The organism is Alteromonas sp. IB21, from assembly GCF_016405965.1.
Lineage (GTDB): Bacteria > Pseudomonadota > Gammaproteobacteria > Enterobacterales > Alteromonadaceae > Alteromonas.
The window spans coordinates 12,044-26,963 of sequence record NZ_JAEFCD010000033.1 but is presented as its reverse complement, the minus strand read 5'-3'; the positions used below and the strand labels follow the sequence as shown (position 1 = coordinate 26,963).

At 44.6% G+C, this 14,920-nt stretch carries 11 protein-coding genes; 3 read left to right on the top strand and 8 right to left on the bottom strand.

Annotation, left to right across the window (positions count from 1 at the left end; all coding sequences use genetic code 11):
- The first annotated feature begins 188 nt into the window (after positions 1-188).
- Positions 189-1,466 carry a Na+/H+ antiporter NhaA gene (gene nhaA / locus JC525_RS17735; protein WP_198817151.1) on the top strand — a complete coding sequence of 426 codons (1,278 nt, stop codon included), beginning with the start codon at positions 189-191 and terminating at the stop codon, positions 1,464-1,466.
- On the opposite strand, the gene JC525_RS17730 is transcribed toward nhaA, so the two are convergent.
- The 4 genes from JC525_RS17730 to trxA all read right to left on the bottom strand — a co-directional run bounded on the left by JC525_RS17730 (position 1,428) and on the right by trxA (position 7,656).
- Positions 1,428-4,259, bottom strand: a complete 2,832-nt coding sequence (locus tag JC525_RS17730; RefSeq protein ID WP_198817150.1) for an ATP-binding protein — start codon at positions 4,257-4,259, stop codon at positions 1,428-1,430. The genes nhaA and JC525_RS17730 overlap by 39 nt on opposite strands.
- Positions 4,260-4,281: 22 nt before the next feature.
- A complete protein-coding gene (locus JC525_RS17725; protein WP_198817149.1) occupies positions 4,282-5,580 on the bottom strand; it encodes an amidohydrolase in 1,299 nt (432 codons plus the stop codon).
- Positions 5,581-5,792: 212 nt separating this feature from the next.
- The gene (gene rho, locus JC525_RS17720) at positions 5,793-7,058 is read right to left on the bottom strand and encodes a transcription termination factor Rho (protein WP_105930485.1); all 1,266 of its coding nucleotides are present in this window, start codon (positions 7,056-7,058) and stop codon (positions 5,793-5,795) included.
- A 271-nt stretch (positions 7,059-7,329) separates the two neighbouring features.
- Positions 7,330-7,656: a thioredoxin TrxA gene (trxA, locus tag JC525_RS17715; protein WP_159493219.1), complete on the bottom strand. Its 327-nt coding sequence runs from the start codon at positions 7,654-7,656 to the stop codon at positions 7,330-7,332.
- Between the two features lie 100 nt (positions 7,657-7,756).
- Here trxA and rhlB point away from each other — a divergent pair, with 100 nt between their 5' ends.
- Both rhlB and JC525_RS17705 read left to right on the top strand, forming a co-directional pair.
- Positions 7,757-9,049: an ATP-dependent RNA helicase RhlB gene (gene rhlB, locus JC525_RS17710; RefSeq protein ID WP_198817148.1), complete on the top strand. Its 1,293-nt coding sequence runs from the start codon at positions 7,757-7,759 to the stop codon at positions 9,047-9,049.
- A 33-nt stretch (positions 9,050-9,082) separates the two neighbouring features.
- Positions 9,083-10,594 carry a Ppx/GppA phosphatase family protein gene (locus JC525_RS17705; protein ID WP_198817147.1) on the top strand — a complete coding sequence of 504 codons (1,512 nt, stop codon included), beginning with the start codon at positions 9,083-9,085 and terminating at the stop codon, positions 10,592-10,594.
- A 94-nt stretch (positions 10,595-10,688) separates the two neighbouring features.
- On the opposite strand, the gene hemB is transcribed toward JC525_RS17705, so the two are convergent.
- The 4 genes from hemB to JC525_RS17685 are packed head-to-tail and all read right to left on the bottom strand — an operon-like array spanning position 10,689 to position 14,914.
- Entirely contained in the window at positions 10,689-11,687 is a 999-nt protein-coding gene (hemB, locus tag JC525_RS17700) for a porphobilinogen synthase (RefSeq protein ID WP_198817146.1), read from the bottom strand.
- Entirely contained in the window at positions 11,684-13,561 is a 1,878-nt protein-coding gene (locus tag JC525_RS17695; RefSeq protein WP_233095284.1) for a sensor domain-containing diguanylate cyclase, read from the bottom strand. Before JC525_RS17695 ends, hemB begins: the two co-directional genes overlap by 4 nt.
- 33 nt (positions 13,562-13,594) lie before the next feature.
- Positions 13,595-14,371, bottom strand: a complete 777-nt coding sequence (locus JC525_RS17690; RefSeq protein ID WP_198817144.1) for a TatD family hydrolase — start codon at positions 14,369-14,371, stop codon at positions 13,595-13,597.
- Complete coding sequence (locus JC525_RS17685; protein WP_198817143.1) at positions 14,372-14,914, bottom strand: hypothetical protein; 543 nt, start codon at positions 14,912-14,914, stop codon at positions 14,372-14,374.
- Positions 14,915-14,920: the final 6 nt, after the last annotated feature.

Genomic DNA, 14,920 nt, shown 5'->3' with positions numbered 1-14,920 from the left:
AAATGCCGCCAAACAGTGTGCTGACAACAAAACGCTTACACAGGTTTCAAATCTATTAGGGTGATCTTTCACTGTGAGGTAATCCGTATTAACTATAATTAATTTACACGCTTAAATTAGCCTAATTGCACGGGTTTAGACGGCACCGCACTTTCTTGAACTCAGTGACAAGGCGTTAGAGGTTATCAATGACAGATAAGCATGAACACGATGTACTCGACGATGTTATAGGAGAAGTACAATACGTGGTATCTGATTTCCTAAATAGAGAAGCGGCCCCTGGCATTTTGCTTATGGGAGCTACGCTCTTGGCACTTATCATCGCCAATTCTCCTTTAGATTCTATTTACGACCAGCTAATTAGTATGCCAGTACAGATCTCAGCAGGAAGCTGGGCTATCGACAAACCTCTTTTGCTCTGGATAAACGATGGTTTAATGGCCATATTCTTTTTTCATGTGGGCTTGGAGCTTAAACGGGAAGTATGTGAAGGTGAGTTAGCCAACCCGAAAGACATAATATTGCCCGCAGCGGGAGCCATTGGTGGGATGGCACTACCCGCGCTTATTTATGTGGGTATCAATTATGACAACCCCGTCGCGATAGCCGGTTGGGCAATACCTGCCGCTACTGATATCGCTTTTGCGTTAGGTATTCTTGCGCTATTGGGTAGTCGAGTCCCCACCAGTCTTAAAGTATTTCTCGTAACCCTTGCCATTATAGATGATATCGGCGCTATCGTTATTATCGCACTGTTTTACACAGAGAATATAACCACGGGAGCGCTTGCTGTTGCGGCGGGATGTTTGTTGCTGTTGTGGCAAATGAATAAACGAAATGTCGTCGATATTCCAGCGTATGTTCTCGTCGGCATTGTTTTATGGGTAGCTATGCTTAAATCTGGCGTACACGCTACTCTAGCTGGTGTCGTGCTGGCCGCTTTTATTCCTATGCGTGACGATAAGGATGAATCATATTCACCTGTCACCCGGCTGGAGCACGGCCTCAACGGCTCAGTGAGCTTCGCAATACTCCCGTTGTTTGCATTTGCTAACGCTGGAATAAGTTTTGGCAACATTAGTCCAGAGGGTATTTTTCACCCCGTCACGTTCGGAATCTTTTTGGGGCTAGTTATCGGGAAACAAATAGGTGTATTTGGCTTCTGTTATTTGATGGTAAAACTTAACTTAGCTAAATTGCCGGAAGACCTTAATTTTAAACATATTTATGGCTGCGCTTTGCTTTGCGGCGTGGGCTTCACTATGAGTTTATTCATTGGCGGCCTCGCCTTTGCACAAACCGGTATAAACCAAATTTTTGACGAACGTGTAGGTATTTTAATCGGCTCTTTAGTATCAGCATTGCTCGGTTATATTGTGCTTCGCTTAGTGAGTGAAACACCGGATGGTGACAACACTGATGTTGCCTCAAATGCGAGCAAGCTCACTGGAAATACAGTCAAATAGGACCTGTTTGCGAATAGGTTTGCTTAAATGCGCATTCATGCCTGCTGCTAAGCAGGCATTTTTGTCTTCCGTAAATACATTGGCGGTTAGCGCGATTATTATTAGGCTATCTTTGTTTCTACCTTCTCGCCTAATAGCTTCAGCTGCGGCGTATCCGTCCATCACTGGCATCTGACAATCCATTAAAATGACATCAAAATCGTACTTGCGCTCAGCGGCTACGGTTTCTTCACCGTTTTTCGTTCTAACGCATTTGACCTTTGCAGCTTTTAGCATATCCATCACAATCTCTGCATTGATATCATTGTCCTCGGCAAGGAGCACGCGCAAACCAGGCGGTAGCGCTGCCTGAATTGCCTCGCTACTTTTTACCGAATTACTTTCGTCCAGTTCCCCCACCGAAGCAGGAATAACTAGCTTAAACCTAGTGCCCTTACCTACTTCGCTTTGAACGTCCAATTCTCCGTTTAGCAACTCAACCAGTCCCTTTGTTATTGGAAGGCCTAATCCAGTGCCACCAAAGTGCCTTGTTGTGGACGCATCGGCTTGTTCGAACTGTTCAAAGATAAGATCAACTTTTTCTAAAGGGATACCAATTCCGGTGTCGGTAACGGCGATATTGAGCCCATCGTTTTCATAGCTCACGCATACCGAAACCTCACCTTTACGGGTAAATTTAATAGCATTGCTCAGCAAGTTATTGAGAATTTGGCTTAGCTTGCCAGCATCGAGGTTGAGCACCGTCGGCACATCATTTTCTATTTGTAGCTGAATGTCGTATCCCTTTGCAGCTGCTGTCGAGCGATAAAGTTCGCAGGACGCTTCGAGGAGTTCACGCAAAACACAGCTTTGTATATCAACCTGCATTTTACCTGAATCAATCTTAGACCAGTCTAATATGCTATCAAGAATCATTAACAAGTTGGCTGCCGAGCGAGAAATCACTTGAGCGCGGGCGCGAACATGGTCAGGCAGCTCACTATCAAGCATAAGCTCGCATGACCCAATAATGCCGTTCATCGGTGTTCTAATTTCATGACTCATGTTCGCAAGAAATTGCGTTTTTGCGACGTTAGCGGCCTCAGCTTTTTTAAGGGCATATTCTAGGTGTTCAGTTTTTTCCGTTATTCGGGACTCTAATGATTGATTTAACTCACCAAGTTCAACGTTAAGCATCTGCTCTGCTTTTCTTGCATCTTTTAGTTCAGCAAACGCTCCCCTTAGACGAGACTCTAAACTCATAAATTCATCGCTCAATGATGAGAGTTCTTTAATGTGTAGTGCGCGCTGGGGAACCTCATTAATGTCCTGATTAGAAGGGTCAAACTCGGCGATATAGCGGACGAGACGACGAATGGGGGCCCCCACCATTTTGGCCACGACATACCCAGTAAAAGTTCCAAATGCAGAGAGAGCTAAAAGCAACAATAAATCTTTTAGTAAGTAGTTGCTCATTGATATAAGTAACAATCGTTTGTCGAAGTAATAACTCACTCTCCAATTGGCGAACGACATATTGTCAGTAAGCCTTAACCATGTTTTCCCCTGCACACCGTTTTCAATTTCAACGCCGCAATTGGGTTCACAGGCGTAAACAGGTGCTTTGGATAGTGGTTTTATATCAAGGGCTTTGGACGCATAGATAACCTCACCGTTTTGATCTTCGATGAGCATTGAAAAGCCGTTTAAGCTTAAACGATCAATGGCGGCGAAGCTCTTTAGAGAAAGCGAACCCTCGACAATACCTTTTGGCACGCCCTCTTTGTCTAAAATAGGCGCCGATACCGCAACAATGGGGTCGTTACCAAACCCTCTTCCCTGAAATACATTCGATAAATATGTTTTTCCCGACTGCATAACTTCACTGAAATAAGGCCGATAAGCAACATTAGGCACGCCGTTTCGCTGTGCTTTTTCGAGCATGCCAGAAGGGTAAGCATGAGTTATATCGCCGCTTTTATCCGCGATAAGAAACGTTAGAAATTCAGGATTGTGAGACGCCAGAACCTGAAGTGCAGTGGACGCAGCGTCATCAAAGCTTTCTTCAACTGCATCGCTCGAAATAAGTTGAGCGGCACTGGTTACTGCATTTTGATGCTGTTTAATAAAGTTAGTTAGCTGGAACGTTAACACATTGACCCGCTGGGCCATGTAACTACGAATTTGTTGTTCTTGTTGATGCTGAAACAGGCTTACAGACAGATAGATTACCGCCATTGAGGCGACAAAAAAGCAACCAGAAAAAAAGTAGCTAAAAAGGAAATGAAGCGTCACTCGTTGAGATTCGCCAGATGTTTGCCGTCTTAATCCATGAATTGCTAGATAGGCAAAATGACCCGTGACCAACCCGAATACACCGCTTACCCACGTTACCAGTACGCCAGAAAACAACATATTAATGTTGTCACCGTTATGCAGTGAGTGTTCAAGCAGTAATATGGGTAAAAAGACGATAGACCAGAAGCCTGCCCCTATTTTTATTACTTGCTTAAGCGATTTATTATACCCGAAAAAACTAATCACGATTGGCAATAAGGTAAGGCTTTCTTTACCTACAATACTAACGTGGTCTAGCCATAGTGGGATGCTGATGACAAGAGCAAGGGGAATTGCGAAAACAGGGGGGAATCGAAGTGAAGCGTAAACCGCGACGCCCACTCCAAAGACGGCTATACCTTCACTGTCAAAAGGCGCAGCAAGGCTATTTATTCCGAAACCAAGTATGCAAGCGATAGTCGCTTGAAAGGCCAGAGACCACGACGAAGAGTGTGAGTTGATACTACTTAACTTCAATGCATGTCTCCGGCCGATACACTCAGTGTTGAGCCATATAATCTAACGTAAAGTTGGTTAGCAGTTTGACGCCTAATTTCATACCCGCATCGTCAACATAAAACTCAGGAGTATGGTGTGCAGGGCTGTCTTTCTCAGATACATCGAGGGGCTTACCCCCTACCCACACGTATAAACCGGGCACTTGCTCTTGGAAGAAAGAAAAGTCTTCCGCGCCTGTAACGGGCTTAGAAAGTAAGGTGTTTTCTGCACCAGCGGTACGCTGCATTGTTGCTAACATGGCCTGCGTCAATTCTGGGTCGTTATAGGTGATGGGATACGAGTAGTCCAATGGCAAAGTAAGCTCTGCCTCAGCGCCCATGCTTTCTGCAATAGCTTTCACTTTTCGAGGAAGCGATTCATAGATGTGTTCTCGGGCTGCTTTGTTAAGCGTTCGAATTGTCCCAACCATTTCTACTTCATTAGGAATAATGTTTGAGCGGTTACCGCCATGAATAGAGCCTATAGAAACCACAGCGGCGTCATCAATGAGCTTTAGCTCACGGCTCACGATAGTTTGGATTGACATAATCATTTGCGCGGCAGTCACTACCGGGTCCACACTCTTCCAAGGATAAGCACCGTGCGCTTGTTTCCCGTGTATCACAATTTTAAACGGATCAACCGCCGCCATAGTACCACCCGCGTTGTAACGAACTTTACCCACGTCGGTATTGGCATTAATGTGAAGACCAAAGATAGCATCCACGTCTGGATTTTTAAGTACCCCTTCGGCGACCATGACTTCTGCACCACCTTTTTCTCCAGCCGGCGCACCTTCTTCGGCTGGCTGGAAGATAAATTTCACTTTACCTTTCAAGTCGCCTTTCATGTCGGTTAGAATTTTTGCAGCCCCCATTAACATAGCCATGTGTGTATCGTGGCCACATGCGTGCATCACGGGTACCTCTTTACCGTTATATTCACCCACTTGGGTAGAACGGTAACTCAGATCATTCTGTTCTTTTACTGGAAGTCCGTCCATGTCTGCACGAAGGGCTACCACTGGTCCTGGATTTCCAGAATCTAAAATGGCCACAACACCAGTCTTAGCTACGCCTGTTTGTACCTCTAACCCCAAGCTTTTAAGATAATTGGCGACATACTCTGCGGTTTTGAATTCTCGGTTTGATAACTCGGGAAATTCGTGAAAATGGTGACGCCATTTGATAACGTCAGGCTCTACTTTATCGGCTAACTCATCAACATTAATTTGGCTGGTTGCGTTAGCTGACGCACAAGCCAATCCAACAAAAGCAAGTGACAACAATTTACGATACATAGTTATTTCCTTTGGTGTTTTTAGACAGAGTAATTCATCTACAGAAAGAAGACACCACTGAAATTACTGTTGTTGGGGTGAATAAAGCGTTGAAGCTACCCGATTCACTAGATTGAAGATATTAGACGGAAGTATAATTAGTGAGTTTTTTTGAAATCAATCAATAAAAAAGGCGCCTACTGGCGCCTTCTACTTAATTATCAATTAATTGACTAGCTCTTTTGCCTGCGCATAGCATCGAAAAACTCATTGTTTGTCTTTGTCATAGACAGTTTGCTAATGAGGAAGTCCATGGCGTCAATCTCTGACATTTCATGAACAATCTTGCGTAGGATCCACATTTTTTGAAGCTCGTCTTGCGTAGTAAGTAATTCTTCGCGACGTGTACCAGAGCGGTTAAAATCAATCGCTGGGAAAACACGCTTTTCTGCAATCTTGCGGTTCAGGTGCAATTCCATATTACCTGTACCTTTAAACTCTTCGTAGATAACTTCATCCATCTTAGAGCCGGTGTCGATAAGCGCTGTGGCGATAATAGTTAAACTACCACCTTCTTCTACGTTACGTGCTGCACCAAAGAAACGCTTCGGTTTATGTAGCGCGTTTGCGTCAACACCACCGGTAAGTACTTTACCTGATGAAGGAATAACCGTGTTATATGCACGCGCTAAACGGGTAATCGAGTCAAGAAGAATAACTACATCTTTCTTGTGTTCAACCAAACGCTTCGCTTTTTCGATAACCATTTCGGCTACTTGTACATGACGGCTCGCTGGTTCATCAAACGTTGATGCAACCACTTCACCTTGAACAAGGCGATGCATCTCGGTAACTTCTTCAGGGCGCTCGTCAATAAGCAACACCATCAGCTCACAGTCTGGATGATTCGCTGCAATCGACTGAGCAATGTTCTGTAGTAGAAGGGTTTTACCTGCTTTAGGTGGTGCTACGATGAGTCCACGCTGGCCTTTACCTATCGGCGATGCCAAGTCAAGAACACGCGCTGTAATATCTTCAGTTGAACCGTTACCACGCTCCATACGCAAACGATCTGCAGCATGTAAAGGGGTAAGGTTTTCAAAAAGGATTTTATTGCGAGAGTTTTCTGGTTTGTCGAAGTTTACTTCACGGATTTTTAAAAGAGCGAAGTAACGTTCACTGTCTTTGGGAGGACGTATTTTTCCTGCAATCGTATCACCGGTGCGCAAATTAAAGCGTCGGATTTGGCTTGGCGACACGTAAATGTCGTCAGGACCTGCTAGATACGATGAATCAGCTGAGCGTAAGAAGCCGAAACCGTCCTGTAAAATTTCTAGTACCCCGTCCCCAAAGATGTCTTCACCGCTTTTTGCGTGTGTCTTTAAGATCGAGAAAATGATGTCTTGCTTTCTGGCGCGTGCCATGTTTTCCAGGCCCATTTCCTCGGCCAGGTTAACCAACTCGCTTATTGGTTTATTCTTTAATTCAGTTAAATTCATACTGGTGGGTCTTTGTGCTTGAACTTCGCTTACAGGACTTATTGTCACTCTGTTCTAGTTTAGATTTGATATCACCCGGATATGGGCGTAAGCAGAATGCTGCTCGGATGAGCGCTGAAGAAAAGTTAGCACTATATTTAGACAACGTCCAGCGTTTTACTTCCGAAATGTTAAATAAATTGCAACGCTTTCTCCTAGAATGGAGCTTTTGGTCCTGTCATTTGAATAAAAACCGGCGCTACACGAGCACCGGTTTTTTATTTTTTTGCAATTAAAGATTTTCGTTAAGAAACTCTGTTAATTGCGTTTTTGATAAGGCACCAACTTTCGTTGCGGCAACGTTACCGTTTTTGAAAAGAAGCAATGTAGGAATACCACGAATACCATATTTAGGTGGAGTTTCGTTATTTTCATCGACATTCAACTTGCCAACTGTTAACTTGCCTTCAAACTCGTTCGCAACTTCTTCTAAGATTGGTGCGATCATTTTACACGGGCCACACCATTCGGCCCAGAAGTCAACCAGTACAGGACCTTCAGCATTGATAACATCTGCTTCGAATTTATCGTCAGATAACTGGATAATTTTGTCGCTCATTCTTTTCTCCATTATTGGTCTGTCGCTGATTTGTCTCAGCCCGACCATAAGTGTTATATAGAAACTGTTTTTTAATGCAAGCACTGATAAGCTATAAGCTATGCCTACTCACTTAACTGATACTCATTTTTCCGACCTGCCGATTAACGGCAAGGTTGTTGACGCCTTAACGGCAGCTAATTTTTCACATTGTACACCAATTCAAGCACTTGCACTGCCTCCATTATTAGAAGGACACGACATTGCAGGTCAGGCTCAAACAGGAACCGGTAAAACTATTGCCTTTTTGGTGGCTACATTTCACTATTTGCTAAGCAAAGCAGAAAATGTAGACAACAGCAAATCAAATGGCCCGCGCGCTATTATTATGGCGCCAACCAGAGAACTCGCCGTTCAAATTTATAACGACGCCAAGCTCCTTAGTGAGCACACCGGATTGTCGCTTGGTTTGATTTATGGGGGCGAAGGTTACCAAAGTCAACGTGAAACTTTGGAAGAAGGGGTGGATATTATTATTGGCACGACGGGACGCATTCTGGATTACTACAAGCAGAACGTGTTTACACTGAAAAATATTCAGGTTGCCGTGCTAGATGAAGCCGATCGAATGTTCGATTTAGGTTTTATCAAAGATATTCGCTTTTTATTCCGTCGTATGCCACCTGCAAGCGAACGCTTAAGCATGCTGTTTTCAGCTACCCTTAGCTATCGCGTGCAAGAGCTGGCTTACGAACACATGAATAACCCAACACACGTTCAAGTGGCTCCTGAGCAAACTACCGCTACCCGTGTATCGCAAGAATTATTCTACCCATCAGACGATGACAAAATGTTGCTGCTTCTTACGCTTCTCGAAGAAGAATGGCCAGAAAAAGCCATTGTCTTTGCGAATACTAAGAACAGCTGCGAAAAAGTCACTGACTGGTTAACTGCTGATGGCCACCGCGTGGGCTTACTTAGCGGAGATGTTCCGCAAAAGAAACGCTTGGGAATACTAGAAGACTTCACTAAGGGTAGCCTGGATATATTGGTTGCAACAGACGTTGCGGCCAGGGGTCTTCACATCGACGCCGTGACCCATGTATTTAACTACGATTTACCCGACGACGCAGAAGACTATGTTCACCGTATAGGTCGTACAGGACGCGCGGGCCAAAGTGGTATTGCAATTAGTTTCGCTTGCGAGAAATACGCACTAAACTTACCTGCAATTGAACAATACATTAATCAAACTATACCTGTGACTGATTATGATCGCAGTGCGCTTCTTGAAGATATCACACCCCCAGCACCGCGCAGAAGACGTGCGCCAAGCAATCGTAATACGTCGCGTCGTGGTAACAGCCGAGGCCGAGGCAAACCCCAGCAACGCAACAACAGAGCGCAATCATAAGGCATAAATATAGTTAATCAGAATCGAGATATTATGCAGGCAGAACTCCAGCACAGTGCACAAACCTACGGTGAGTATTATGCGGCCGTAGACTTAGGCTCAAATAGTTTTCACATGGTTATTGTTCATGTGGTTAACGGAAGTGTGCAAATAATAGGGAAGATTAAACAAAAGGTGCGTCTAGCTGCAGGGTTAGACAACGATTTAGCACTTGATGACGTTAGCATGGAACGCGGCTGGCAGTGCCTGCAGGTATTTTCGGAACGCCTACAGGACATCCCCCCTTCTAATATCAAGATTGTGGCGACCGCCACTTTAAGACTGGCTACGAATGCCCATTTATTTATCACCAAAGCGGAAGAAATTCTAAATCACAAGCTTGAAGTAATAAGTGGTGAAGAAGAAGCCCGGCAAATTTATCTTGGCGTAGCTTATACTTCAGCGAACCAAGGTAATAGCTTGGTAATTGATATTGGTGGCGCTAGCACTGAAATCATTATTGGCAATGATATGCAACCTATCCACCTGAAAAGTTTGGATATGGGGTGCGTGACCTTCATGGAGCGCTATTTCACCGGCGGCGAAATATCAAAAGACTGTTTTGAAAACGCAAAAGCTGCCGCACATGCATTGATAGCGCAAGTGTCTGATGCGTTTTTGTGTTTCGATTGGGAAAACTGCCTTGGCGCGTCAGGCACCCCCCAAGCCATCACTGAAATTTTAGTGGCTCAAGGTATCAGCGACGCCATTCGTTTAGACTATCTCTATCACTTAGAGAAGCAATGCATCGATTGTGGTGATATTAAATCACTTAATATTGACGGCCTTGAAGACAGCAGAAAAGCTATTTTTCCATCAGGACTTGCCATCCTCATTAGCTTATTTGAAGCACTACATATTGAACATATGAATATTTCAGGTGGTGCGCTTCGAGAAGGACTTATTTATGGCATGTTAGATAACGTTACCGAAAACGACCGTCGTCAGCAAACCATCAATCAAGCTAAGCAGCGTTATCACATCGATAAAAGCCATGCGAATTCCGTACGGCATGTTGCGCTTAATCTCTGCCACCAGCTATGCGCTCAACAAAACATTTGCCACTTGGATACAGAAACTATTTTGGGGGCTGCTGCGCAGCTTCACGAAATAGGTCTTCATATTGAGTATAAGCGTCATCACGAGCATGGTGAGTACATACTAACTTATATTGATTTACCCGGTTTTACGCGACTTCAGCGAGCCGCAATACGGGATTTAGTCGCGCAACATCGTTTGACAATGGGCGTCGATGCTTTTGAGAAATATCACGAAGATTATCGCCCCATGTTGAAAGGACTGCTTCGCGTGTTGCGCATTGCAGTGGTTTTGTGTTTGCGTCGCCAAAACAAACATATTCCTGAAGTAAGCTTACATTGTGAAGATAGTAAGTGGACACTAACATTCCCGGAAGGTTGGCTCAAGGCACACCCTTTGATAAACGCCGAGCTAGCGAATGAAAGTTGGCTTCAGCACAAGGCTGGGTTTGAACTAGTTTGTAAGTAATCACTATCATAATAGTGATTAGAATAGATATAGAAAAGGCGTGCCATGCACGCCTTTCTTAACTTGGATATAGTCCCTTTAACTATATCTTGTATTACCGAGCAAGTAGTTGGGCAGCTTTAGGCGCAAAGTAGGTTAAAATACCATCTGCTCCAGCGCGCTTAAAAGCAAGCAACGACTCTAAGATCACCGCCTCCTCGTTTAGCCAGCCGTTAGCAAATGCGGCCTGGTGCATAGCATACTCACCGCTTACCTGATAAGCGAAGGTCGGCACTTTAAACTCATCTTTGCAGCGGCGAACCACATCAAGATAGGGCATGCCCGGTTTTACCATAACCATGTCTGCACCTTCCTCAATGTCTAGAGCAATTTCATGCAGCGCTTCGTCGGTATTGGCAGGATCCATTTGATACGTTTTTTTATTGCCACCTTTTATATTGGCCGCTGAGCCGACCGCATCTCTAAACGGTCCATAGTATGCGGATGCATATTTAGCAGAGTAAGCCATAATACAGGTATTAATGTGCCCTGCCTCTTCAAGTGCTTTTCGTATACTTCCAATACGCCCGTCCATCATATCTGACGGTGCCACGATATCGGCCCCAGCATCAGCGTGTGATAGTGCCTGCTTGATCAACGCGTCAACGGTTTCATCATTCATCACATAACCACTTTCGTCCAGAAGGCCATCTTGGCCATGGGATGTGAAAGGATCAAGCGCGATATCAGACATAATCATAACGTCTGGAAAAGCCTTTTTAAGGGCTCTAATCGCCTGTTGAGCAAGTCCTTCAGGGTTAAATGCTTCGCTGGCACAATCTGTTTTAAAGGCCATTGGCGTTACGGGAAATAGGGCGAGTGTTTTAATGCCCAGCTTTACCCAATTAGCCGCTTCTTCAACAATAAGGTCGATAGACAGTCGTTCAACGCCTGGCATCGAAGGTACCGCTTCTCGACTTTGACTTCCTGGCAATACAAATACAGGGTAAATAAGGTCGTCTGTTGTCAAGCGATGCTCTGCAACCAGCCCACGCAATGTATCTTTTGCTCGAAGTCTACGCATTCTGCGGTGGGGAAAAGAAGAAGATGTCATAGTTTTTCCTGTAATGGTTTATGTGCTACTCGGTTTCGCCCAGCTGATTTGGCTCGGTATAAAAGCTCATCGGCAAACTTAAACAAGCGTTGAGCATGGTCTTCATCCACGATAATAGTGGTCGACAGGCCCGCACTTGCCGTTAATTGAATGCTCTCATCCCCGTACACGAGAGGCGAAGATTCAAGGCCCTGTCGCATACTTTCAGCCACGTGTAATGCGCCTTCTATATCGGTATTAGGCAGTATAACCGCAAATTCTTCACCCCCAATGCGACACAAGTCATCTGTAGGACGATGGATGTGGCTTTGAAACACTCGTGTAACGTGTTTGAGACACTCATCGCCACCATCATGCCCATATTTATCGTTTATGCTTTTGAAGTGATCGACATCGATAACGATAAGGGAAAGTGGCGTTTGCTCACGACGGCTTCGCCGCCCTTCCGAGCGCAGTCGTTTATCAAAATGTCTGCGATTATGCGCGCCAGTTAATGGGTCAATCGCATTAAGCCTCTCAAGCTCATGATTAACCTCAGACAGTTCACGTAGCGTGACCTCTAATTCCAATGTGCGCTCTTCAACCTTATATTCGAGGTCCTCTTGATGGCGCTTTTGCGCTTCGATAAGACTTTCTTTCGCAATATTAGCGTGCTTTTCCTGTTCAAGAGCAAATTGCTGCGCATCGACTAAATCATCGCGGCTGTGACTATAATTTATAGCAAGAATAAGTGCCAAGATTAACGTTTCAACTGCACCGCCTATAATCAGCAAGTTATTCGACGATATAGGAAGCTGAACCAGGTTCACATTGTCGAGGCTTGCGCTTAAACCACTCACTAATAAGAAACCCCATGCAATGGTAAAGTAACGCGCTACAACTACGCCTTTTAATGTTAACCAAATGCCTAACCACATGGTAAAAATAACGGTACAGCTAAGTAAGAGTAGAAAGGCTTTTATCATGAAAGTGTACGGAAGAAAGAAGCTGGTCACTATGCTTATGCCATAGAACCAACTCAACGCTTTTACTGTCTTATCCACGTTACCACTATAAACGCCTATGGGTAGTAGGCTTCGGGTAAACAACGTGGCAAACATAATGGTGGCGTTTGAAAACAATAAGATAGCTTTCGATTGAAATAAGGCACTGTCTGACCACAAATAGGCAAAACCATAGCCGTGAAGCGTGGCCAGTATAAGCGCCAAGTTGATAATGTAGCCCGAATAGTACAAGAAGGACACGCTGCTTGTGGTTACCGTAAGAAAGGCATTGCTAACACCCATTGCAACCATGATTCCAAAGAAAATACCCAGTGCAAGATTTCTGCTTGAAGTAAATGAAATGAATTCAGCCTCTTCCCATATCCTAATGGGCAAACGAATAGTACCCGAGGTTTGAACCCGAATAATGATCCGCTGCGATTGCGCGCTTTCGGGAAGCGGAAACAGCGGTTTTACGTGCAAAATGGGACGGTTATCAAAAGGCTCAGCATCCCCACTGGCATAAGTAACAACAGGCGAGCTGCCTAACTGATTAAACACGGCAACATCGAGATGATCAATCAGCGGATAGTCGATGTGCAGCAAGTAGCGACTTCCCGTACTTTGTGTCGGTGACACTATCATGGAAAACCAATGCACTTTTGTATCCATTCCCAAATTAATGGGCGACGAGGCCGACTGCCACTCATTTAGTGATTTTTGAGTTACAGTTCTGAAGTTTAAGGCTTCACCTTCCGTCTCTTTGAGGTAACTTAGTTGTGAGTACTTTGGATTAGAATTGGTAATAGGGGAAAGGCTTAGCAGAACAGAAATAAAGCCAACAGCGGCAACTATTGTTACAAATATAAGACCTGCATCATATTTGCGCATAGCTCTAAGATTTGTTTGCATATGAACCTAGGGTTAGCTGAGGGAAAACAACTCACAAGTATTAGCATAACTGCTAATACGTAATTTTTCAGTGTCTACCTGCAGATATTCTGCTAATTGTTGACCTATGTGGGGTAGAAACGCTGGCTCATTATTGCGTTTTCTCGGCCGCAGAGTTTTAGGAAATAGGTAAGGTGCGTCTGTTTCTAAAATAAGGCGATTTGAAGGTATATGCCTTACGGCGTCCCGTAGGTCTTCACCACGTTTTTCATCGCATACCCAGCCCGTAACTCCAATATAAAGGCCTAATGAAATGTACTGCTTTACTTGCTCAGCGCTGCCGGTAAAGCAATGCGCGATACCGCCTTTTATATGCGGCATGTACCGGGTTAAAAGTGACAGCTGCTCACTGAAAGCATCCCTTTCATGCAGATACACGGGCAAATTCACATCAGCGGCTATTTTTAATTGCTCTTCGAAGACATCACGCTGAACAGACTGAGGCGAAAAATTTCGATTAAAATCCAGTCCGCACTCCCCTATAGCGACGCATCCTTCTTGTTGCGCTAATTCGCGTAAAAGATGGTAGTCTTTCTCGGACACATCTTTAGCGTTGTGAGGGTGCACGCCAATGGTATAACAGCATTCACTCGGGTATTGGTTGTAGAGAGCAATAGCGCTCTGCCACTCTTTTGGATGGGTAGTTATAATGCACAGCTTATTGACGCCAGCATCCTTAGCCCTCTGAATAACCTCGTCAGCGTCAAAGCGCCTATCCAGCAAATTGACGCCGCCATCAAACCAAGACATCTACTTAACGCGTTTCACTTTCATACGTTTATTCAGGTCTGCCACGCTTAGGAAGAAGGCGCCTAATAAACCGCGTTCAATTGTAACCACCTGACCTTCCTCAAGCTTCATGTAGGTATCGTCAGTCTGCTGCCATTGAGAACCGTCACTGAAAGTAACAACGTACTTATCACGCAAGTTTTTCTTAAACGAATCGATAGTAACCGCTATTTCAGACGCTTCTTTTGTTAAATCGCGTTTATGCTCTAAACCAAATTCACTTTTCGGTTTAGCTGGCGCGCTTGGCATTTGCGTCGATGGCACTGGGCGAGAACTCGTGACATTGCCATTAGCCCCTTTATACGCTTGAAGCTGATTAACTTGCGCATCGACACCGTCGTACTGGTTCAATGATTTGGCCACTTTGTCATAACACATCAAACGCTTTAAGCTGTTGTCTGTATTCCGGCATTTCTCCATAGCATCGCCAATCGATTCGGCCGATACGTTAAACGCGCTAAAAGCACAAAGCAAAGTGGCAACAGAAAGCAGTCGAGTTTTCATTTTTAT